This window comes from Stenotrophomonas sp. Br8 (assembly GCF_014763005.1).
GTDB classification, from domain to species: Bacteria; Pseudomonadota; Gammaproteobacteria; order Xanthomonadales; family Xanthomonadaceae; genus Stenotrophomonas; species Stenotrophomonas lactitubi.
Map to the genome: position 1 here is coordinate 143,291 of NZ_JACGTN010000006.1, position 19,920 is coordinate 163,210.

Genomic DNA, 19,920 nt, shown 5'->3' on the forward strand with positions numbered 1-19,920 from the left:
GGTACCCGCACTTACTGCGTGGGCACGGTCCAGCTCAGATTGGCGCCGCCGCCACTGCATGTGGCGATGTTGCTGCGCTCGCCCGTGTCGAATGTGCCGTTGCGGTTGAAGTCGATCCAGCCGGCCACGCTGCCGGTGCCCACACACGCCACCGACTGATTGATTGGGGTCCCGGCCTGCATCACCGTCAGCGCGTACGTCGTCGGCCAGGCGTTTTCTTCGTTGGGGTTGCCTGCGGGGAAGTTGTCGTCGCCCTTCGCATCGACGCTGTAGCTGCTGCGCTGTTCGGTATCGGGCCCAACGGTGCCGAGGAAGTCGGTCAGCGGCGGTGCCAGACCACCCGGTGTATAGCCGGCGGTATTGATGTTGGTGGGCGTGGCGTTGACCGGCAGGCCATCTGGCCGGAACTGCAGATCGTCCACCACGTGCATGGCATCGCCATAGCTCTGCGGCGCGTCGCCGAAGTCGGCGTACGGCACCAGCAGGCCGATGGCGATGGCGGTGGTGCCGCTGCCGCGCATCGAAAAGCCCATGTTCACCGCAAAGCTGCCCGGCGCATGCGCGGCATTGTCGAAATTGAGGAAGGTGACCGCAGCGGTGTTGTTGTCGTTGCCTGGTCCAAAGCGGACCACGCTGTTCGCACCGATCATCGACTTGGTGACGTTGTATGGGCCAGCACCGACGTTCTTGCGCACTTCGACCACGTTCCAGGTACCGCGCGCGGTGGCCTCGACGAACTCGCCGCTGTTGTTGATCGACTCGGCATCGGCCATCACCACGCCGCGCAGGCGGTAGGGCGTGCCGCCCAGCGTCGAGACGCAGTTGATCTCGAAAGACGATGTACCGCTGCTGCGCGATATCCCCGCGATCAGCTGATTGGCGCCGCCGGTACCACCGACGTTGTACAGGTCATCCAGACTGTCACCGCTGAAATTGCCTGGACGATAGCTCTGCAGGAGGCCACCACCGCTGATGTTGGCCAGGCTGCAGGTGACGTTGAGGTCGATGCCGGAGGCGATCGGCATGGAAATCGACGACGTGTCCCCGTTGTTCAGCGTCACCCCGTGCGTGCCCAGGTCGGTGCCGCCACCCCAGGTCAGCCACAGCACGGTGTTGCGGTACGGGCTGCTGCCGCCGGTCGCGTAGGCTGCAGCCCAGGCCAGCGATGGCAGCATCGCCGACAGCAGCAACAGCAGGCCCGCGGCCAGGCATCGTCCGGTCCGGCCGGGGCGTGCACTTTTTCCAGGATGAACGGATTCACCGCCCGCGCTGATGCGCGACGTCGTCGACTGCCACATGTCTGTTTTCCCCGTCGTCGGCCCGCCGAGGGCCGCTGCTCAGTGGATAGCCCGGGGGTCTTTCGATTTCCGTCCCGGCCTCACATGCACAGTTGTAGCAACCGCCCCCTCGGCCGTCGTGCACGGATCCGGCAGCCCGACCGCCCTTTCCGGCAATTCGTCACGCATTTTCGGAGCCCGGGCGAGATGCCTGGTGGACGCGCGCAACAAAAATGCCGCCGGGCCATGGGCTACCGGCGGCATTGAAGTGGAAGGGGAATCGCGCCGCGCGTGGCGGCCGCCGCGCTGCTACCAGGGCACGAAGAGCAGGATCAGCACGATCACCAGCAGCACTGCAGCGACGGTCAGCAGCACGTTGCGCTGGCGCCAGGAAGGCTTGGGGGTGCCGGGGGTATTCATGGGGGCGCTCCTAGGCAACCGTTGGGGACGCCACCAGACTGCCGAGTCCGGCTGCAGCAGCGCGTGCAGGTGATGTGCACCGCGAGTGCAGAGCCCGGCACCCTCCGCTCAATCGGCGGGACAGGCCATGAACAGCAGCTCCGCCGTAGATTCCTGTTCAATCGCGACGAATCCGAGGTTGCGATACAAGGCCACCGCGGCCACGTTGTCGCGATACACGCGCAGTGTCAGCCGCCGGACGCCTTCCTTCAGCGCCTGCCTGCTCAAGGATTGCATCAGCACACGCCCAAGGCCACGCCCGCGCGCCTGCGGAGAAACAATGATGCGACCGAGATGGGCGGTATCCGCTCCGGTCAGCCAGTACTGGCCGAAGCCAAGGCAGTTGTCCTGCGCGTCCAGCAATACCCAGCCAGGGCGGACTTCCAGTTCCAGGGCGTGGGCCAAGCGATCCGGCGCCAGCGGAAATGCGACGCCGGGCCCTGCCCATCGCTGGGTGGCCGCGGCCGAATCAAGCCAGCTGGCGATGGTCGCGTAGTGCAATGACTGCACAGGCTGCAGGTGCTCGGACATGATCATTGACGAGGGGATGTCACTCCGCACTCTAGCCCAGGGCAGCTACCAGCAAAGAAGGCAGGCCGTGACCCGCCCCGATCCGCGCTGCCACCTGCAAGCCGGAACCATGAGGACTTTCACGATCGGCTGTGGTGACCCCGGCCCGATTCGAACGGGCGACCTTCCCCTTAGGAGGGCCCTTCCACCTATCTATTAATCAATAGCTTAGAGGTGGCCGGGGACCGGCTCGGGGCCACTTCGCTCAAACGCCCCGCCGCAGCTGCTGCAGCCCTGCCCTCACCCGCGGTTTCTGCGGATCCCTCGCCTCGGGCTTGGTCGCTGCCGGCGGCTTGCGCGGCTCGAGCGCTTCTTTGACCCGCTCCAGCTCCGTTGTGCCCGCCTCGGCCAGACGCCGAACCTGCTGCAGCTGCTCTGGGGTGGGTGGCAATCCGGGTATCGGCGGCGGCAGTTCGGTGGGCGTACTGTCCACTAGCCGGGCTACCGCTTTCCGCAGCTTCAGCTCGGGGTAAAGCCTGGCCGCGCACCACCGCTCGGCATAGCGCTTGCCCTGCTGGATGTTGGCCGCACGCACGTCCTTGGTCTGCCACATCTTCCTGACGTCCATGTGCACGCGCGCACCGCCATCCTGGGATGGCGACACATGCGCGACCTGCCGACCGCTCCACCATAGCAACCAGCCGCCCCCCATCTGGACCCAACCAGAGGGTGGTGGCGCTGAGCGGAAACCTTGATAGCCGTGCGATAGAAGCATGGCCGGAAGGGTACGGCCGGACGTCTCAACCGCTGCGATTCGCTCAATCGTCAGTCTTAACCGCTCAGACTGGCCTACAGAGCACATCTCGCACTTCGCCATAGGAATCGACCTACAGCCGTATAGGCAATTATCTGATTGCTAGCCACCCGGCGCACTGAGATTGTTCGCGTGCTGTGCAGCACTACCCTACTCATGGAGAGACGGAAGTGAATTCGAAGCGAAACGATCGTAGAACTGCCCGCCCAACGTTGCGTCACCGATTACTGTGCGCATCTCTTCTTCTCATGTCAACCGGCGTTGCTCAAAATGCCTTCGCAGGCCAGTGGGTTCAAACTGGCCGCGTGCTCCTGCTAGATACCGAGGGTATCGCGCCTTACATCGTCTCGTGGACAAACACGTGCCAAGGCGGAGTGGAAGGACCCTCCGGCCTCTACACCTACGGGGATTGGGGTCCAGAGGGTCTTGGCTCGTGCCCGTCTGACGCGAACACGGGCTGGGCGCAAAATATGGGGGGAAGCTTTGGCTACTGCAGACCCGAACCCGAAAATCTTGGCGGGGGCTACTCCTGCACCGAGTACTCGCACACATTCGGCGGCCAAACTTACACGGGAGCAATTCCGGCAACGTGTAACGTGCCTGGGACCTACGCCATCAGCTACATGCGGCGCGCGGAACTCGTTTACTCCGGCAACGGAAACATGCCCAATGACTACTACGACCGGACCAACGAAGTCTCTGCCGAGTTCTACTGCCAGCAGTAGGCTGAAGCAGGACGCCTGACCGATTCAGAACCAACAGTCCCCGCGCAAGCGGGGACAATTGCCTATAGCCCCCGGCAATTTCATATGGCTCCGAGGTCCTTCACGACGGCTTGGTTCTTCTGCAGGAACCCAGCCAGCAGCCGCCCCCCAGCCACCTGACGTCCCTCCTGATTATTGAGCCAAGCAGCTTGGCTCTTTCCTGCTGCGAGCAAATCAGCTGCGGCGAAGCTGTCCGGCCTACCTGCCAACGGCTCTCCGGGCGAAGCCAAGCCCCCATCCAATGGTTGCACCACAGTTCTGCGGGAACTGTCGCTCGTGGCATAGGCCGTGGCCACCATCCGGCCGTTCTTGGGCGACCAGCCTCCAAGCACCAACTCGGTCCCGAGCTTCTCTAGCGGAAGACTCGCCTCGGCTACCGCCTTCTCGTAGTTCGGCCAAAGCTGGTCAATGACCAGACCTAGCTCTGCGGAGAGTTGCTCCATCGTGAAGTCGGCGCGGGAACTGGCCTGCCAACTCGTAGATGCGGAGGAAGAACTGGGTAGAGCCGCGCGTGGCCAGCACCAGGTTGTGCTGAGGGATCAGCAACAGCTTTGCACCTGCCGAATGAGCACCCGTGCGGGCATCTTCAGCCAAGGTATCCACCGCGACAACGAGGTAGTACTGACCCACCCCGCACCCGACAACCTAGCCGATGCCTGGCGACAGCTTCTTCCCACCATTGCCGCCAAGCATATGAATGACAGTAGCGCTCTCTTCACCGCAGCCTTTCAGCAGTCTCTAACCGTTTTGACCGAGCAAATGGGCGAAGTCCGTGGCCGCTAAGCAACTCAGGGATGGGCCGGGGCGGCGCTACTCAGGCGCCTCCGGGCTGAGCGGCCTTCGGCCCTGGATCCGGCAGGGCCATAATGCCCGACCTACCGGGTCGACACCATTGGGCAACCACACGCCGATGCCTGGGAATTACCCTACGGGGCACGCTCGTGTTCGCAGAGCCACCGCTGATCACATTAACTTTTTCTCAACATATATAGACACGCGCAGTGTTCATATCGCACACCCATTGCTGATACCCTCGAAGGCGGGGATCCATCAGCAAAGGAGATGCATGATGTCTGTTACGTGCAGTAAGAAATCGGCTTTTATGGCCGCAGGGTTAGCACTTTCTTTGGCATTCGCCAGCACTGCAAGTTCGCAACAATCACAAAACAAAGATGAAAGACCGCTCCCCTCAGTGGCGGAGAGTACGACGATTTTCCGTCAACTCGAGCCTGAGCTACAACGTTTTGTCGATAGGCAACCGCGACTTCCCGGCCAAGAAAAGCATGTATTCGTCAGAATCACTCCCGACCTTTCCACAGGCATCGTCTGGATAGATCTAGATTCGGGCTATACCCCTAAAGGACAAACAGAGTTCAGTGAAGAATTCGGCGATAAATTAGGCGAAGTAGAAGCGGAGCTTTACGAGTACCTGTCCGGAACTGTCGGATTCAAGTACGTTATTGCACGAATTGGGGGTAAAACGATCAACGAAATTTTCCCACCAGAGCGCCTACTAAAGCGCAAGGACCAGCGCAGCACCCGCGCCGCGAGTGGCCCTTTACCAGGTCTGGTTCTGATCAATCCAGGCCACGGCAAGTACTTCCACCATGGCGAGAATGTGTGGAAGTACGAGCGCCCCACCCCCTACGCCGGCACCACGAACGTCTACGAGGACGACGTCACACCGCAATACGCCTCGACTCTAGATACGTACCTAACCTCCCGCAGTTACATGTACGCAACCGACGTTCGCCATACCCGTGACATCTTGATGCCTTTCATCGAGCCGGAGAGCAACCTTCCATGGAAGGATCTGGCCGCCCGCTATTACATCAAGTCATTACTGCCAAACGAAGGCCCCAAGATCTGGAATTTGTATCCCAACGGGAAACCCGGCAATGAAAATCTTCGAGAATATGACGAAGACGTGATGGCTCGAGCGAAGTATGCCAACCACATCAATGCCGAAACTTTCATCTCACTACATACCAACGCAGCCGGACCGACGGCACGCGGGGCACTGGTGATGACTCAGTTAGATGACCCATCATCTGTGCAGCTTTCCAACAACATCCTCTGCTACATGAAAGAACAGATTAATGCGCTGGAGAACTACTCGGACTTCGTCATCAGGCCAGCCCTCGTCAATGGCAGTAACAAAGCAGAAGTGCGTGATCCCGAGATGCCAACCGCACTGATCGAGGTAGCATTCCACAGCAACACCGAAGACGCCGCGGCACTTCAAGACTCGGCGTTCCGCTCAGCGGCCATGAAAGGGGTGGAAAAGGGCTACCGCACGTTCAAGAAGGGTGAGACCGATTGCCGGCCACTGACGATCACCAATGTGCCGGCAGTCACTGGGCCACCCCGCAGAGACATCCCTTACACCGTGCAGTTTGTAGGGTCTCCTACCTATCCGCTCTACCTTCGCAGCAAAGTTGTGACCTGCCCGCCAAACTATCTTTGTAGCCAGAACTCTACGCAGTATGTTTCCCCTGGAAGCGCGCCAGGCACGCTTAATGCCGTGGCCCGCTGCACCACCGCTTACCCAGTTTCAGGCAGCGTCATCGTGCTGGACCGCTACTTGGAAGACAGTGATGGCGTAAAGAGCCCGATGGTTCGCACCTCGATTACCTGCGTGTAACTAGCCGTATAGATCAGCCTGTTCTCTCTACTTGAGCCCGTCCAGCTGATCGATAGATCCCGAAGGCGCCCTCTACCGCCTTCGGGGTCTTGGGCCGCTTCTTGCCCGGATCGTGGGCGTAGAGTGCAGCGAACTCCTGCAGCGACACGGTGGCGCCGGTCATGCGGACCAGCTTCTGGTAAGCGGCTTCGATCTGGGCGGAATAGCACATGGCCGCAATCTGGCCGCAGAGGGTGGCGTACTTCGCGGTCCAAGCGGCCCACACGGTTTCGCCCAGCTCCACGGTGGCGAACACCAGCGCCGGCGCCTGTGCGCCATCAGTCGGCATGCCCTCCACCGAGGCGGCCACCGAGTTGCGCAGGAACCCTGTGTCGACCGGCATCCTGCCGCCCTGACCCTCCGGGGTGCTGGCCGCCTCCATCAGCTTCGTTGCCCACTCTCGGAAGATGGCGCCCTGAATGACTTTGGCCTTCTCAGTGAAGGCACGTACCTGAGCGCCGAACTTACTGGCCACGCTTCACCTCCGCCACCATGTCGACCCGGTAGTGCTTCGTGCAGCCGCACCCGATGATTTCCTCCGCCCCCGCGCCCAGCGACGTGTCGCCAGGGAAGCGCAGCAGCGCGCCGCTCGGGGTCTGGAACGGCACACCGAAGGGGCGCGCCTGATTGTTCATTGCCTGATGACTGTGCCGGGTCCGGTCGTCGCCCGTGGCTGACCAAGTCCCCGTCACGTTTTCGGGCACCAGTCGCCCCGCCTCGACCGGCTGCCGGAACGCATCCTCGCGCCCAGCGTTCATAGCGGCGATCGACTCCGTGCGGGCGATCATCTCGCCGCGCAGCGCCAGCAGCCTGTCCGCATAGCGCGCAGCGATCTTCTCGGTGTCTGCCGGTGCCACCGGCTGGCCCACGTGACGATCCCATCCAGGCGCTTGTCGCGGCGATTGCCGCCGAAGTGCTGCGCCATCTGAACCGGATCACCGCTGGCCAGCTGCTGCCGAACGTTGACAACGAACTGCGCCTGTTGCGCGGTGAGCCCGACTACGCCACCGGTGCGGCGCCCGGTCTCCCCTACCCGCTCCGCTTGTAGCCGCGCACAAGGACACGTTGTCCGACTGGTCCGCCTCGGATGACAAACAGCTGGAATCGGCGGCAGCCTACACCGGCTGCGGCGCACCTTCTGCGCCCACTGGTCATGGCCGGGGTGCCGTTGCGACGGGTGCAGATCCTGGCCGGGCACGCTGATTACGCCACGACCGAGAAGTACTACGCCCATCTGACGCCTGAAGGCGACGATGGCGCAGTGGCAAAGCTCAAGTACTGAGCGGGACCGCTGGGACCAAATCCTGTGAATATCCGGGAAACAGTGGGAAATGCCCGCCGCTGCGGCTGCCCAACTTATTGATTGTGGTGACCCCGGCCCGATTCGAACGGGCGACCTTCCCCTTAGGAGGGGGACGCTCTATCCAGCTGAGCTACGGGGCCATCGGCAGCGGCAAAGGATACCGTGTCCAGCTGAATGGACCAAGCGGAGGATGTTCTGCACGGGATTCAGAGTAGATATGCTGGCCCGCCGCGACCCGTTGTGAACTGGATGTCCGACGTCTGGCGAACGCTCTCCACCCTTGGCGACAGCCGCTGGCTGCTGCCGATGGCGCTGGTGCTGCTGTTTACCCTGCCACCCACCGACAGGGCTTTGAAATTCCGGTGGCTGATCGCCATCGTGCTTACTGCGACCGTGACGCTCGTTTCCAAGCTGGCTTTCATGGGTTGGGGGGTGGGCATCAAGAGCCTGCATTTCACCGGTTTTTCAGGACATGCGGCCATGTCCAGCGTTGTCTATCCTGTTGTGGGTGCGATTCTGGCAGGCCCCAACCGCGCCCACCGACGAATCGGCCTGGCGGCGGGATGCGCTCTTGCAGCGGCGATTGCCTGGTCACGAATTCCATTGCATGCCCACAGTTTGTCCGAGATCGTTGCCGGGCTGACGCTAGGGCTGGCCTGCGGTGCATGGGCAATGCGCATCACACCGCCATCGGGCCGGCCCAGGGCCATTGTTGTACTGGCCGCCATGGTCGCCGGAGTGATCCTGCCCGTCAGCCTGCCGGACATACACACGCATCAGTTGGTCATCGCACTGGCGAAGTTCGTCTCGGGCAGGGTGGAAATCTTCGAACACTTCTGAATTCCGCGAACCAGGCTTCACAACCGCTTCACATTCCTTGACAGGGCAAATGAATAGCAGCCAACATAGCGGTGGAAAAATTTCCCTCACGGAGTAGGAGACCCCGTAGATGAAGAAGATGATTGCCGCCCTGGCCCTGCTGGGCCTGTCCTCGCCGGTGTTCGCTCAGGAAGCTCCGGTCGCCGCTGAAACCAGTGCCGAAGTTGCTGGTGCTGAAGCTGCTGGCGCTGCCGCCACCGGCACCCTGACCACTGCAGCGACCGTGGGCCTCGGCATTGCCGCCGCCGGCGTGCTGTACAGCGTTGCTGCGGACAGCAGCAAGGATGACGCGGGCAACAATGGCGGTACCGGCACCACCAACCCGCCGACCGGCACCACCGGTACGACCGGCACCACCGGCACCACCGGCACGAACTGATCGGTCCGCCGAAGCAGTACCCCGCCCTCGCCGGGCGACGTTCGGCGAGGGTTTTTTCATGCCCGTTCGGGCCAGGAACAGATTTCGATGGACTGCAAGCGTTTCGTAGCCACAATGACGGTGGCACTCACCCTGACCGGCTGCATGTGGGCTCCAGGCCAGCACCTTCGCTCGAGCACCTTCGCTCGCGATGATCAGCCCATCGGCAATGACCAGATCGATCTGATTCCAATCACGCCGAAGTTGATCGCCATGGAGCGTGCCAGCCGTGATATCGCGGCCCTCCCCGCCGCCCTGGTCCAGTATCAACCGGGCCCATATCGCATTGGCGCCGGCGACATCCTCTACATCACGGTCTGGGATCATCCGGAACTGACGGTGCCGGCAGGCCCCCAGCAACAGCTCAACGCTGCCGGTCGCCTCGTGCAGTCCGACGGCACGCTGTTCTATCCCTATATCGGCAAGATCGCCGCCACGGGCAAGACGCCCGGCGAACTTCGCGAAGAAATCTCCAGCAAACTGGCTCGCTACATCGAAGCGCCGCAGGTCGACGTTTCCATGCTGACCTACGCCAGCCAGCGCGTATGGGTGACCGGCGCCTCGCGCCAGGCCGCCACCGTTCCGCTGACGGTAACCCCGCTGACGATGGGCGATGCCATCAGCCAGGCGGGCCTGGACCCGGCGCAGGCCGATCTGTCGGGCATCCGCCTGACGCGGGATGGCACCACCTATACCATCGACCTCGATCGGCTCGGTCGCAATGGCGGCGGTGACACCAACGTGTTCCTCAAGGCCGGGGACCACATCTATGTGCCCTACCTCGACCACAAGGAAGTCTTCGTGGTCGGTGAAGTAAACCAGCCCGGCGCAATGAATTTCAAGACGGGCGAAATTTCCCTGAGCCAGGCACTTGGGCGCGCGCGCGGCCTGCTGCAGACCACCTCCAACGGCAACGCTGTCTACGTGATCCGCGGATCGAACGACCTGCAGAGCACCCCGTCGCAGGTGTTCCACCTGGAGGCCAAGTCCCCGACCGCATTTGCCGTTGCCAGCCAGTTTGACCTGCAGCCAGGCGACGTCGTGTTTGTCGGTGCCGCTGGCGTGACCCGGTGGAGCAGGTTCGTGAACCAGCTGCTGCCGTTCACCTCCATCATCAGCAACGCCGCCAGCGCGCGCAGCGACCTGGACAAGTAAGGTGGCCCGCACCATGAGCAGGATCGCTCAGGCGGCTACCCGACACGCAATCCGCCAGCGCCATGTGGCGCTGGCCCTGCTTGCCCTCGTCGCCGCAACCAGTTGCGGCGTTGTGGGCAAGACCAGCGTCAAGTCGGTCCAGATCGCACTGCAGGGCAAGCCTGACGTAGAGCCCACGGCAGCGCAGGTTGCGGCCAATCGCTACCCGCAGATCAAGGTCGTCGGCCCAGCGGGCGGCGCGGTGCTGGTACTCGGCAACATCGATTCCGGGCGCCAAGCCTGGTACAGCTCCGAGCGAAGCATCGTCTTTCTCAGGGATGGCATCGTCGTGGGGACCCACCGCAGCACCCCCGAACTGCAGGACATGACCATTGAAGGGGAGTCTCCCTTCCACGCCCTGCATCGGATAACAGACGGCACGACCGTGCAGCGGCGCTACGACGCCATGCCTGGTTACAGGTACGGAATGAACGTCACCGGCACCTTGGCCACCCTGGGCAGGGAAAAGGTCCGGATACTGGAGAGCGATCGCGACCTGCTGCATGTCCGCGAACGGCTTTCAGGCAACGGATGGAAACGGGACAACCACTACTGGGTCGATCCTGCCAACGGATTCATCTGGAAGAGCATCCAGGCCATCGCGCCCGACACCAGCCTGGAAGTTGTCCAGCTCAAGCCCTACTCGCAGGACCTGCAGAACCGATGACAGTGCGATCGACTCTCCTTGCGCTGGCACTGGCCCTGACCTTCCATGCCCACGCCTCATCGCCGATCGGCGTCGAGACGGCTGGCCATGTCCGCAATCCCGGCGCGCACACTCTCCCTGCGGGGGCTCGCCTCAGCGCGGCCGCACTCGCAGCAGCTCCGGATGCAGAGGCCTACATGCTGGGCGCGGCGCTGCTTCGGCAACGCTCACTGCTGCCCCAGACCCGTCTGAAAGCGGGCCTGCTCTTCGACCTCGAAACGCTCGCCTCTCAGGAGGATGCACCGGAGCTTGCCGACGCGGCTGCACAGTTGGCGCGCGAACTCGGCGACCTGCCAGTGACCGGGCGCGAGTCGCAGCTGCTTGATCCGCGTCGACTGGAAGCCAGTTCCGCGGAAAACCGGCCCTCGCTTGAGGGCGACCGCCTTGTCTATCCCGGCCGACCCGATACCGTGCAGGTTGTTGGCGCGGTAGTTCAGCCGTGCAGGCTCAAACATCAATTCACGCTCGACGCGCGGAGCTACCGCAGCGCCTGCCCGATCCTGCCCGCCGCAAGCCGGGATGATCTCTACATCATCCAGCCCGACGGCAAGGTACAGCAGCTCGGCGTGGCGCTGTGGAACCGCAGCGCGCCCATGCACCTGGCACCTGGCGCCGTGATCTACGTGCCATTGAGCGCGACGAAGATCCGCGCCATCGCCCCCGATGTCAACGAGGACGCCGTGCGCTTCCTTGCCACCCAGGTGCTGGATGCACCCGGAGTTTCATACTGATGCGCCATCGCTCCATCCCACTGGCACGCGCCAGCGTTGCCCTTCTCAGCCTGGGCGTCAGCGCCGCATTGCAGGCACAGACCGCCCCTGCGCCCACCGCGAGCGATTGGGGCGGCGTTGGCCTGCTGCAGACACCGACCGCGCGCATGGCCGACGACGGCGATGTGAGCTTCACCGCAAGCCACACCTCGCCCTACAGTCGCTACAACGTGGTGATGCAGCCCCTTCCGTGGATTGAAGGTGCATTCCGGTACGTTTCGGTGGCAAACCGACGCTACGGCCCGGAATGGCTGAGCGGACAACAGAACTACAAGGACAAATCGATCGATCTGAAGGTCCGGCTGTGGCAGGAAAGCCGATGGGCACCTGAGCTTTCCGCAGGCTTCCGCGATATCGGCGGCACCGGCCTGTTCTCCAGCGAATACCTGGTTGCAAGCAAGCGGTTCGGACCTATCGATGCAAGCCTCGGCCTCGCCACCGGCTACATCGGCAATCGAGGCGATTTCTCGAACCCGCTTCGGGTGATCAGCGACCGCTTTGAAGGGCGCCCGCGCGCGCAAGGCACCGGCAACTTCAACAGCAAGGGCATGTTCCGCGGCCCCGTCGGCATCTTCGGCGGCATCGCCTACCAGACACCTTGGGAACCCCTGCAGCTGAAGCTTGAGTACGACGGCAACGACTACAAGCACGAACCGCAGAACAACAATCAAACGCAGAGGAGCCCGATCAACCTGGGCGCAAGCTATGCACTGAATCACAACGTGCAGCTGCATCTTGGCTGGGAGCGTGGTGACACGGCCATGTTCGGCATCACCCTGCGCGGCAATGTGGCGCAGGCGAAGTCCACGCCCAAGTTGTTGGATCCTCCCCCGGTCGCACGCGCATCAGCGACGCCGCCGGCACAGTCAATGGATGACATCGACTGGCCCACGTTGAGCCGCACCCTGGAAGACAACGCCGGTCTTCGCGTCACGGGCATCAGCCGACGCGGGTCGGAAGTCATCGTCAGTGGAGAACAGCGCCGGTTCTACTACCCGGCACAGGGCATCGGCCGCGCGGCACGCATTCTTGATGCAGAACTGCCTTCCGATACGACGTGGTTCACGATCCAGAACACCCGCTTGGGTGTACCCGTTGTCGAAAGCAGCATCGAGCGCAGCACCTTCAACAGCTACCTCGACAATCGCACCCCACTGAACGAGTTGGCGGGCCATATCGAACAGGCATCGCCTGCACAGCAGCGCCGTGAGAGCCTGTATACGGCGCCACTTCGGCGCTATGACGGCGCCTTCAACATCGGATACCAGCAGCAGCTGGGCGGTCCGGATGGCTTCTTCCTGTTCCAGGTTGCAGGCACGTACTCGGCCAATTTCCACTTCACGCGCAACACCTGGCTTAGCGGAACCGCCAGCTACAACGCGTACAACAACTACGACCGTTTCCGCTACGACGCGCCGAGCAACCTGCCCCGCGTCCGCACCAACATCCGTCGCTACCTGACCACCGAAGACCTGACCCTGACCAACCTGCAGTTGACCAGCAATCATCAGCTGGGCAAGGACCTGTACGGCTCCGCCTATGCCGGGCTGTTCGAGGCCATGTATGGCGGCGTGGGCGGTGAGATCCTCTACCGCCCGCTCAATGAACGCTGGGCGGTGGGTGCCGAGTTGAACTGGGTGAAGCAACGCGATTTCGATCAGCGCTTCAGCTTCCGTGACTACAGCACCACCACCGGCCACGCCAGCTTCTACTATCAATGGGGCGATGAGCACAAGATCACCAGCATGATCAGTGCCGGCCGCTACCTGGCCAAGGACTGGGGCGCCACGGTTTCGGTCGCACGCGCCTTCGACAACGGCGTGAACATGGGGGCATACGCCACCAAGACCGACGCTTCCTCCAAGGACTTTGGCGAAGGCAGTTTCGACAAGGGCATCTTCATCTCGATCCCCTTCGACTTCCTGCTGCCTCGTTCGACACGCGCGCGTGCGACGTTCGCCTGGAATCCGCTGTATCGAGATGGCGGTGCACGCCTGAGCCGAAACTATGCGCTGTACCAGCTGACGTCGGAGCGGGATCCGGACTTCTTCTTCGACAATCTGGACAGAATCGACGACTGAAGGGTACCCGCCCCGTTCGACAGAGAACCCAGAAAGGGCCGGTTGCCAGCGCAGCCGGCCCTTCTCGTTTGCCTGCGTTGACCAAGCACCCTGCAGCCAAAAGAAAGGGCCGGTTGCGCGAGCAACCAGCCCTTTCTGTCTTGCGGGAGAAGGCTCTTCACCCAACCCGCCCAGCAGCAATCACTTCTCGTTTGAGGCGTACTCGTAATAGCCGTAGCTGTAGTAGCCCGTCGCACGCTTCTCGACGGCGTTGAAGATTGCGCCCTTCACCTTTACGCCATTCTGCTCGAAGCGCTTCATCGAGAGCTCGATCTCCTTCGGCTGGTTCACGCCGAATCGGGTCACCATCAAGGTAGAGCCGGCATGGTTGGCCACAATGGCAGCGTCGGTGACAGCAAGAATCGGCGGCGTATCGACGATCACCAGGTCGTATTCCTTGGCCAGGTCTTCCAGCAGCTGCAGGAACCGCGGGTGCATCAGCAGCTCGGACGGGTTCGGCGGGATATCACCCCGGGTGATGTAATGCATGCCCTCCAGGCCCGCGACGGTATGGATGGCATCCTGCAGAGTCACCTTACCGGCCAGCACGTCAGACAGACCACCCGTATGCGATACGCCCAGCACCTTGTGCAGGGTGCCCTTTCGCATATCAACGTCGATGACAAGAACCTTCTGGCCCGCCTGGGCGACCACGGCCGCCAGGTTCGCCGAAATGAAGGTCTTGCCAACACCGGGCCGCGGCCCCGAGATGGCCAGAATATTGTTCTTGGCCTCGAGCATCGCAAAGTGCAGGCTTGTGCGGAGGCTGCGCAATGCTTCCACTGCCAGGTCTGCAGGCTCGGCGGCAGCCAGAAGGTGGGAGCGCCCATCTGCCACCACGCGCTTCTTGCCACCCTTGCCCTTCTGAACCCTCAGAAGATTGCGTGAGTTGCTGAGCGGAATGGCTGCATACACCGGCAGGCCCAGCTCTTCGATCTGTGCCGGATCTTCCACGCCAGGATTGAGCATGCGCAGAAGGAACACGGCAGCCGTGGACAGGAATGCGCCCAGCAGGAACGACACAAGAACGATCAACGACTTGCGAGGCTTCACCGGCTTGCTGATATCGACGATCGCATCGTCCACGATCCGGACGTTGCCCACCGTGCCAGCCCGCGCAACATCCAACTGCTGCGCCTGGTTCAACAGCGCAGTGTAAAGCTCGTTGCTGACCTGGAGATCCCGGGTATGTCGCAGCAGCTCCTGCTGCGTATCAGGCAGAGCGCTGACCTCACGACGGAAACCACTCTTGCGCGCCTCAAGCTCGCCGATCTGGTTGAGCATCGCACGGTAGGCGGGATGCTCACGCGTGAAGCTGCGATCCATCTCCGCCTGCTTCAGGCGCAGCTGCTGGATGCTTGCCTCAACGGCAACCTCCTGCTCGAGCAGCCCCTTGGTCTGCATCGTGATGTCGACGGAATTTGAACGGGACTGGTAGGCCGCCATGGCCGCCTGCGCATCCTCAACCTGCTTGCGAACGGTTGGCAGCTGATCCTTCACAAAGGCGAGCTGCGTTGCCGCCTCAGCAGAGCCACGGTCGACATTCTGCCGAACGTACGCTTCGGCAATGTTCTGCACCAGCGCCTGGGCTCGATCCGCATCGGTGTCTTCATAGCTGACGCGCAGGATGCCGGAGTCCTTGCCCTGTTCGGATGCACGGATGTCTTCCTGCAACCCTGCGATGACGTCAAGGCGGCGCTGCTTGGCCAGCTTGAAGCGCATTCCCGGATTGGCGCTCAGGCTCGCCACTTCAATCTTGATCCCGCGCGCCTCGAAAGGCATGCCGACCTTACCGGCAAGGATCACCTCGCCCTCGTCATCGAGAAGCGAGTACTCCCCGGCATTGTCACCTGCGACAAGAGTCATCGGTTCGTCAAGCAACCGAGCAGGAACGTCCAGGCGATGAATCTTCAGCTCATCACCACCCCAGCCATAGCGGGAAAGCCCCAGAACGGGAGCCGCCACCTCGTTTTCAGCTTCACCCGAGAAGCGGCGCGCAATCAGCCCACCCACCAACGGGAAACGCACGGGCTCGACGACCGTCTCGAGCTGCATCTTGTCAACCGCGGTACCGACAATCGTACGCGACGTCAGCAGCGCAACTTCCGTAGTGGACGCAGTGCTGCCACCGCCCCCCAAAGAGGTCAGATCCGAAAGACCCGGAATGGTGGGCATCTTCGACTCGACCTGCACCGTGGCCTCGGCCCGATACACCGGTGGCGTCAAGATGGCGTAGGCAGCACCAACCAGCACGAACAGGAAGGTCGTGCCCAGAATCCACCATTTGCGATCAATGAGTACGCCCAGCAGATCCCGCAGGTCAATCTCGTCGTCTTCGCGGGTGGGCCGCGCACTGGTTTCCTTGGTCATAGCATCCGTTTCTTGAAAACACCGCACCAGCGCGGCAATTACTTGATATGGCTTGCCCAGCGGGCGACGCCCTGCTCGATCAAACCGTAGACGTGTTCAAACGCGATCCGCTGCTGGCGATAGGGGTCGGGGATCTCTGCCTTCCCATCCCAATGGCCCAGCAGGAATGTCTTGCCGCTCACCTGGGGAACCTCACGGGCAATTCTCGCCACATGGGACTGCTCCATCACCAGCACCAGGTCGGCCGCCGACAACACAGACGGTGTCGCCAGACGCCCTCGATGGGAGCCAGGATCATGCCCCTTCTCCCGAAGCAACTCTCCTGCGGTCTCATCTATCGGCCGACCGACCAATGCCTGAAGCCCTGCGGAGGAGACATGCACCCCAGCGCGATCCCGAAGCTGGTGCCGCATGAGAATCTCTGCGGTTGGGCTTCGGCAGATGTTTCCGATGCAGACCAACAGCACCTTGTTGAACATGAGCCAATCCTCTGGCGGTCGACATGAAGTACGTACGCCAGCCACCCACGCTTCGCATACGAAAGTTAGCCAACCAGTATACCTGCATCAACGTGCCACCCAGCTCAACCGAGCGACGCACCCCAGCTCCTGACACTCCCAAAACCGGACCTGTGTCACGACAGGGTGAAGGTTCTGTTATCATCGTGTGATCGATTGTAACAGCTAACTGGTTGGACTGACCGCCGGATCGGCGCCGCCAGCCCCCGGGCAGCGAGGCGATTGCTGGATGCACAGATCCTCAACAAGGAAGAAATCGACATGTCTTACGTGCCCGCCCGGCACCATGCCGGACTTTGGAACACCTCAGGAAGCAGGTTTGGACCCGCACTGGGCCTCGCCCTGAGGATCGGAGATCCCGTCGTTCTGGTAGCAGCCGCACTGGCGGCCCATGCACTGAGATTCGGCGAACTGCAGATGCCGATGAACTATGTCCGGCTGGTCGCCATCACGCTGCTTTTCGCACTTCTCGTCCTTGGATCGTCATCATTGTACGAGAGCTGGCGCGGGCGCAGCTTGCTCGCGGAGTTTGGCCAGGTCCTGATGAAGCTTGCCGTGATCTTCGGCGGCCTTCTCGCCTACTCCACTGCCATCCAGGTGACCGATGAGCTTTCACGGATCTGGCTTGCTGCCTGGTTTGGATTGAGCCTGGCTGGCGCATTTGCCCTCCGAATTGGCGTTCGCACCATAGCCGGCTGGATCCGAGCCCGGGGCGCAGATTTGCGAAGTGCCGTCATCGTGGGCGCCACCCCCGATTCGCAGCACATCGTCAGTTCCCTGAGGTCGGCGACCTGGGCAGGCATCGACGTGCGCGGCTGGTTTGCAACACCATCTGATCGCGGCAGTGTTCAGCACGCAAGCAAACTGGGAGAGCTGGACGGGCTCGGCGCCTATGTGGAGGCCAATCATATCGATCAGGTCTGGATTGCGCTCCCGATGCGCGATGAAGACAACATTGCGATTGCCCTGAATCAGCTGCAGCACTCAACGGCCGACATCAAATTCGTGCCCGACATGTTCGGACTGCACCTGCTGAATCACTCCGTCGAACAAGTTGCCGGCCTTCCCGTCATCAATCTTCAGCAGACCCCACTTCAAGGCGGCGCCCGTCTGATCAAGGCACTGGAAGACCGCATCCTTGCCGGCCTCATCCTGCTCATGATCTCCCCGATCATGCTGGCGATTGCCGTCGCAGTGAAGCTCAGCTCCCCAGGTCCAGTCTTCTATCGGCAGGAACGGATGAGCTGGAACAACAAGACGTTCTGGATGCTGAAGTTCCGCTCGATGCCAGTTGACGCAGAAGGCGCGTCTGGGGCGGTTTGGGCCAAGGCCGGCGAGAATCGCGCCACTCGCGCAGGAAGCTTCCTGCGCAGGACAAGCCTTGATGAGCTACCGCAGTTCATCAACGTCCTGCTGGGCGACATGTCGATTGTTGGCCCGAGGCCGGAACGGCCGGTATTCGTGCACAAGTTCAAGCACGAGATTCCGTCCTACATGAAGAAGCACATGGTCAAGGCAGGCATCACCGGCTGGGCGCAGGTCAACGGCTGGCGGGGTTCTACCGATCTTCACAAACGCATTGAATGTGATCTCTTTTACATTGAAAACTGGTCACTTTCGTTTGACCTGAAGATTGTCGTCATGACTCTGTTCAAGGGATTTCTCAACAAAAACGCATACTAAATCTCCACCGCGAGCTAGTGCAGAGCAGACCTGAGCACGAGGCAATGTCGCGACCAATATCCCAGCTTGCGGCCATTCGCAAGACGCAAGAAGAACACTGTGAGCAGCCCACCCCGCACCTCCAAGCCCCCTCCGCTGACAGCCGCAATTCAGATCTGCCTCCTGTGGGGCGGCTCGCTGACGGGAGCAGGACTGGCCTTCCTTACCCAGGTCGTGCTCGGCAGACATATGGGGCCAGGCGACTATGGCATCTTCAGCAATGCACTTGCGCAATGCATGTTGCTATCGCAGGTAGCCGGGCTTGGCATCCAAACCTTCTGGCTCAGTGTTTATGGCAGAGAAGGGCGTCAGGGCGCGAGATGGATTCCCGGCTGCCTGAAACTCCTTGCAGTATCCTCGACGCTGGCAGTGCTCACGCTACTCCTCACCGCAGCCCTTGGTCCAGGCTCCCACCGCACAGCTGAAACACTCGTTTTAATGGCGCCAAGCATTTTGGGCTTCGCGGCAGTCGAGCTCGTGGCGACCAAGCTCCAGCTTGAGGAACGATTCGCATCGGTCGCAGCATGGCAAATGCTTCATCACGGGCTGAGATTCGCCCTCATCCTCCCCATCGTGATGACTGCCACTGGCGACATCCTCCTTGAGACCAGCGCAGCGTACTCGCTGGCAGCAGTGATCATTGTTGCTGTCGCAATCCAGCAGCTACGCCGGATGCAGCGCAAAGATTTTGAACCACTTGGGCACCACTACGACCGGGCACTCAAGGACACAGGCGAAGCGCCTAGCATGCTGAGGACCCTCGCACACGTATGGCCCTATGGCGCTGACACGCTTCTCTACCTTGCCTACTTCCAATGCAGCAATATTCTGCTGCTGTATCTCGCAGGGGATCGCGACGCAGGCATATATTTTGCCGCTTTTACGATAATGAATGCAGCGTACCTTTTGCCGACGACGCTTTACACCAAGTTTCTCCTGTCAAAGTTCCATCGATGGGCTCATCATGATCAGGCCAAGCTGCTCAGTGCACTCAAGACCGGAGGCACCTCGATGCTGGCGGCCGGAACCGCATGTGGACTTGCCATCTGGCTCGCCAGCGACCTCATCATCAACATCCTGTATGGCTCAGGGTTCCAGGACGCCAAGCCCGTGCTCGCCACCCTGGCGATCTGCGCCCCGATTCGCTTCGTTAGTACCAGTATCGGTGCAATTTTAACCACAGGGTCCCAAATGCGAATGCGCGTGATAATCAAATCACTCTGCGCCGCCCTCTGTGTGGCCCTCAACATGCTACTTATCCCGGAGCACGGTGCGATTGGAGCTGCGATTGCCACCCTCGGCACCGAGGTTGGGCTACTACTGCTCTTCTCGATTACCATCTACTTTCGGCGCACCGCTATTTTCAGAAGTGCGCGTACTGAGCATGCGCATTGACCTAAATAGAATGAAATC

The 19,920-nt window shown here is 61.6% G+C and carries 20 protein-coding genes and 2 tRNA genes; 12 read left to right on the forward strand and 10 right to left on the reverse strand.

Annotated elements, in window-relative coordinates; genetic code table 11:
* Window positions 1–11 precede the first annotated feature (11 nt).
* The 4 genes from H3005_RS20905 to H3005_RS06355 all read right to left on the reverse strand — a co-directional run bounded on the left by H3005_RS20905 (window position 12) and on the right by H3005_RS06355 (window position 2,859).
* On the reverse strand, window positions 12–1,298 hold the full coding sequence (locus H3005_RS20905; RefSeq protein ID WP_223880086.1) for a CshA/CshB family fibrillar adhesin-related protein: 1,287 nt from the start codon (window positions 1,296–1,298) through the stop codon (window positions 12–14).
* A 507-nt stretch (window positions 1,299–1,805) separates the two neighbouring features.
* Window positions 1,806–2,267 (reverse strand): GNAT family N-acetyltransferase, encoded by a 462-nt coding sequence (locus H3005_RS06345; RefSeq protein ID WP_191077789.1) that lies wholly within the window; start codon window positions 2,265–2,267, stop codon window positions 1,806–1,808.
* Between the two features lie 132 nt (window positions 2,268–2,399).
* Window positions 2,400–2,504: transfer RNA gene (locus tag H3005_RS06350), tRNA-OTHER, on the reverse strand.
* A 7-nt stretch (window positions 2,505–2,511) separates the two neighbouring features.
* Window positions 2,512–2,859, reverse strand: coding sequence for a hypothetical protein (locus H3005_RS06355; RefSeq protein WP_331273743.1), 348 nt, complete (start codon window positions 2,857–2,859; stop codon window positions 2,512–2,514).
* A gap of 797 nt (window positions 2,860–3,656) precedes the next feature.
* Between H3005_RS06355 and H3005_RS21035 the strand changes: the two genes are divergently transcribed.
* Window positions 3,657–3,785, forward strand: a complete 129-nt coding sequence (locus tag H3005_RS21035) for a hypothetical protein (RefSeq protein ID WP_263407383.1) — start codon at window positions 3,657–3,659, stop codon at window positions 3,783–3,785.
* Window positions 3,786–3,865: 80 nt separating this feature from the next.
* Here the strand turns inward: H3005_RS21035 and H3005_RS06365 are convergent, their stop codons facing one another.
* Window positions 3,866–4,267: a hypothetical protein gene (locus H3005_RS06365; RefSeq protein WP_223880087.1), complete on the reverse strand. Its 402-nt coding sequence runs from the start codon at window positions 4,265–4,267 to the stop codon at window positions 3,866–3,868.
* A 121-nt stretch (window positions 4,268–4,388) separates the two neighbouring features.
* Here H3005_RS06365 and H3005_RS06370 point away from each other — a divergent pair, with 121 nt between their 5' ends.
* Together H3005_RS06370 and H3005_RS06375 are read left to right on the forward strand one after the other, a co-directional pair.
* Window positions 4,389–4,607 (forward strand): hypothetical protein, encoded by a 219-nt coding sequence (locus H3005_RS06370; RefSeq protein ID WP_191077812.1) that lies wholly within the window; start codon window positions 4,389–4,391, stop codon window positions 4,605–4,607.
* 283 nt (window positions 4,608–4,890) lie between these two features.
* Window positions 4,891–6,468 carry an N-acetylmuramoyl-L-alanine amidase gene (locus H3005_RS06375; protein ID WP_223880088.1) on the forward strand — a complete coding sequence of 526 codons (1,578 nt, stop codon included), beginning with the start codon at window positions 4,891–4,893 and terminating at the stop codon, window positions 6,466–6,468.
* Between the two features lie 13 nt (window positions 6,469–6,481).
* Here the strand turns inward: H3005_RS06375 and H3005_RS06380 are convergent, their stop codons facing one another.
* On the reverse strand, window positions 6,482–6,982 hold the full coding sequence (locus H3005_RS06380; protein ID WP_191077813.1) for a hypothetical protein: 501 nt from the start codon (window positions 6,980–6,982) through the stop codon (window positions 6,482–6,484).
* On the reverse strand, window positions 6,972–7,364 hold the full coding sequence (locus H3005_RS06385) for a phage minor head protein (RefSeq protein WP_331273744.1): 393 nt from the start codon (window positions 7,362–7,364) through the stop codon (window positions 6,972–6,974). Before H3005_RS06385 ends, H3005_RS06380 begins: the two co-directional genes overlap by 11 nt.
* Between H3005_RS06385 and H3005_RS06390 the strand changes: the two genes are divergently transcribed.
* Entirely contained in the window at window positions 7,358–7,555 is a 198-nt protein-coding gene (locus tag H3005_RS06390) for a hypothetical protein (protein WP_191077793.1), read from the forward strand. The two genes, H3005_RS06385 and H3005_RS06390, sit on opposite strands and share 7 nt — an antisense overlap.
* A 318-nt stretch (window positions 7,556–7,873) precedes the next feature.
* On the opposite strand, the gene H3005_RS06400 is transcribed toward H3005_RS06390, so the two are convergent.
* Window positions 7,874–7,950 (reverse strand) — tRNA-Arg (locus H3005_RS06400).
* Window positions 7,951–8,059: 109 nt separating this feature from the next.
* Between H3005_RS06400 and H3005_RS06405 the strand changes: the two genes are divergently transcribed.
* The 6 genes from H3005_RS06405 to H3005_RS06430 all read left to right on the forward strand — a co-directional run bounded on the left by H3005_RS06405 (window position 8,060) and on the right by H3005_RS06430 (window position 13,858).
* A complete protein-coding gene (locus H3005_RS06405) occupies window positions 8,060–8,650 on the forward strand; it encodes a phosphatase PAP2 family protein (RefSeq protein WP_191077794.1) in 591 nt (196 codons plus the stop codon).
* A gap of 109 nt (window positions 8,651–8,759) precedes the next feature.
* Window positions 8,760–9,068, forward strand: a complete 309-nt coding sequence (locus H3005_RS06410; RefSeq protein WP_165780977.1) for a hypothetical protein — start codon at window positions 8,760–8,762, stop codon at window positions 9,066–9,068.
* Between the two features lie 87 nt (window positions 9,069–9,155).
* Complete coding sequence (locus H3005_RS06415; protein WP_100552382.1) at window positions 9,156–10,262, forward strand: polysaccharide biosynthesis/export family protein; 1,107 nt, start codon at window positions 9,156–9,158, stop codon at window positions 10,260–10,262.
* Between the two features lie 13 nt (window positions 10,263–10,275).
* Window positions 10,276–10,968 carry a YjbF family lipoprotein gene (locus H3005_RS06420; protein ID WP_191077795.1) on the forward strand — a complete coding sequence of 231 codons (693 nt, stop codon included), beginning with the start codon at window positions 10,276–10,278 and terminating at the stop codon, window positions 10,966–10,968.
* Window positions 10,965–11,738, forward strand: coding sequence for a capsule biosynthesis GfcC family protein (locus H3005_RS06425; protein WP_191077796.1), 774 nt, complete (start codon window positions 10,965–10,967; stop codon window positions 11,736–11,738). Before H3005_RS06420 ends, H3005_RS06425 begins: the two co-directional genes overlap by 4 nt.
* Window positions 11,738–13,858, forward strand: a complete 2,121-nt coding sequence (locus H3005_RS06430) for a YjbH domain-containing protein (RefSeq protein WP_191077797.1) — start codon at window positions 11,738–11,740, stop codon at window positions 13,856–13,858. The genes H3005_RS06425 and H3005_RS06430 overlap by 1 nt, the downstream gene beginning before the upstream one ends.
* 180 nt (window positions 13,859–14,038) lie before the next feature.
* Here H3005_RS06430 and H3005_RS06435 read toward each other — a convergent pair whose 3' ends face one another.
* Together H3005_RS06435 and H3005_RS06440 are read right to left on the reverse strand one after the other, a co-directional pair.
* Window positions 14,039–16,267 carry a polysaccharide biosynthesis tyrosine autokinase gene (locus tag H3005_RS06435; RefSeq protein ID WP_100552379.1) on the reverse strand — a complete coding sequence of 743 codons (2,229 nt, stop codon included), beginning with the start codon at window positions 16,265–16,267 and terminating at the stop codon, window positions 14,039–14,041.
* Window positions 16,268–16,305: 38 nt separating this feature from the next.
* Window positions 16,306–16,746, reverse strand: a complete 441-nt coding sequence (locus H3005_RS06440) for a low molecular weight protein-tyrosine-phosphatase (protein WP_100552378.1) — start codon at window positions 16,744–16,746, stop codon at window positions 16,306–16,308.
* Window positions 16,747–17,007: 261 nt separating this feature from the next.
* On the opposite strand from H3005_RS06440, the gene H3005_RS06445 reads away from it, so the two are divergent.
* Together H3005_RS06445 and H3005_RS06450 are read left to right on the forward strand one after the other, a co-directional pair.
* Complete coding sequence (locus H3005_RS06445; RefSeq protein ID WP_223880089.1) at window positions 17,008–18,468, forward strand: undecaprenyl-phosphate glucose phosphotransferase; 1,461 nt, start codon at window positions 17,008–17,010, stop codon at window positions 18,466–18,468.
* A 99-nt stretch (window positions 18,469–18,567) separates the two neighbouring features.
* A complete protein-coding gene (locus tag H3005_RS06450; RefSeq protein WP_191077798.1) occupies window positions 18,568–19,902 on the forward strand; it encodes an oligosaccharide flippase family protein in 1,335 nt (444 codons plus the stop codon).
* The last annotated feature ends 18 nt before the right edge of the window (window positions 19,903–19,920 follow it).

Coding starts and splice junctions, on each gene's coding strand:
- H3005_RS20905 (WP_223880086.1), bottom strand. CDS start 1,298: ATGTGGCAGTCGACGACGTCGCGCATCAGCGCGGGCGGTGAATCCGTT.
- H3005_RS06345 (WP_191077789.1), bottom strand. CDS start 2,267: ATGTCCGAGCACCTGCAGCCTGTGCAGTCATTGCACTACGCGACCATC.
- H3005_RS06355 (WP_331273743.1), bottom strand. CDS start 2,859: ATGTGGCAGACCAAGGACGTGCGTGCGGCCAACATCCAGCAGGGCAAG.
- H3005_RS06365 (WP_223880087.1), bottom strand. CDS start 4,267: ATGGAGCAACTCTCCGCAGAGCTAGGTCTGGTCATTGACCAGCTTTGG.
- H3005_RS06370 (WP_191077812.1), top strand. CDS start 4,389: ATGAGCACCCGTGCGGGCATCTTCAGCCAAGGTATCCACCGCGACAAC.
- H3005_RS06375 (WP_223880088.1), top strand. CDS start 4,891: ATGATGTCTGTTACGTGCAGTAAGAAATCGGCTTTTATGGCCGCAGGG.
- H3005_RS06405 (WP_191077794.1), top strand. CDS start 8,060: ATGTCCGACGTCTGGCGAACGCTCTCCACCCTTGGCGACAGCCGCTGG.
- H3005_RS06410 (WP_165780977.1), top strand. CDS start 8,760: ATGAAGAAGATGATTGCCGCCCTGGCCCTGCTGGGCCTGTCCTCGCCG.
- H3005_RS06415 (WP_100552382.1), top strand. CDS start 9,156: ATGGACTGCAAGCGTTTCGTAGCCACAATGACGGTGGCACTCACCCTG.
- H3005_RS06420 (WP_191077795.1), top strand. CDS start 10,276: ATGAGCAGGATCGCTCAGGCGGCTACCCGACACGCAATCCGCCAGCGC.
- H3005_RS06425 (WP_191077796.1), top strand. CDS start 10,965: ATGACAGTGCGATCGACTCTCCTTGCGCTGGCACTGGCCCTGACCTTC.
- H3005_RS06430 (WP_191077797.1), top strand. CDS start 11,738: ATGCGCCATCGCTCCATCCCACTGGCACGCGCCAGCGTTGCCCTTCTC.
- H3005_RS06435 (WP_100552379.1), bottom strand. CDS start 16,267: ATGACCAAGGAAACCAGTGCGCGGCCCACCCGCGAAGACGACGAGATT.
- H3005_RS06440 (WP_100552378.1), bottom strand. CDS start 16,746: ATGTTCAACAAGGTGCTGTTGGTCTGCATCGGAAACATCTGCCGAAGC.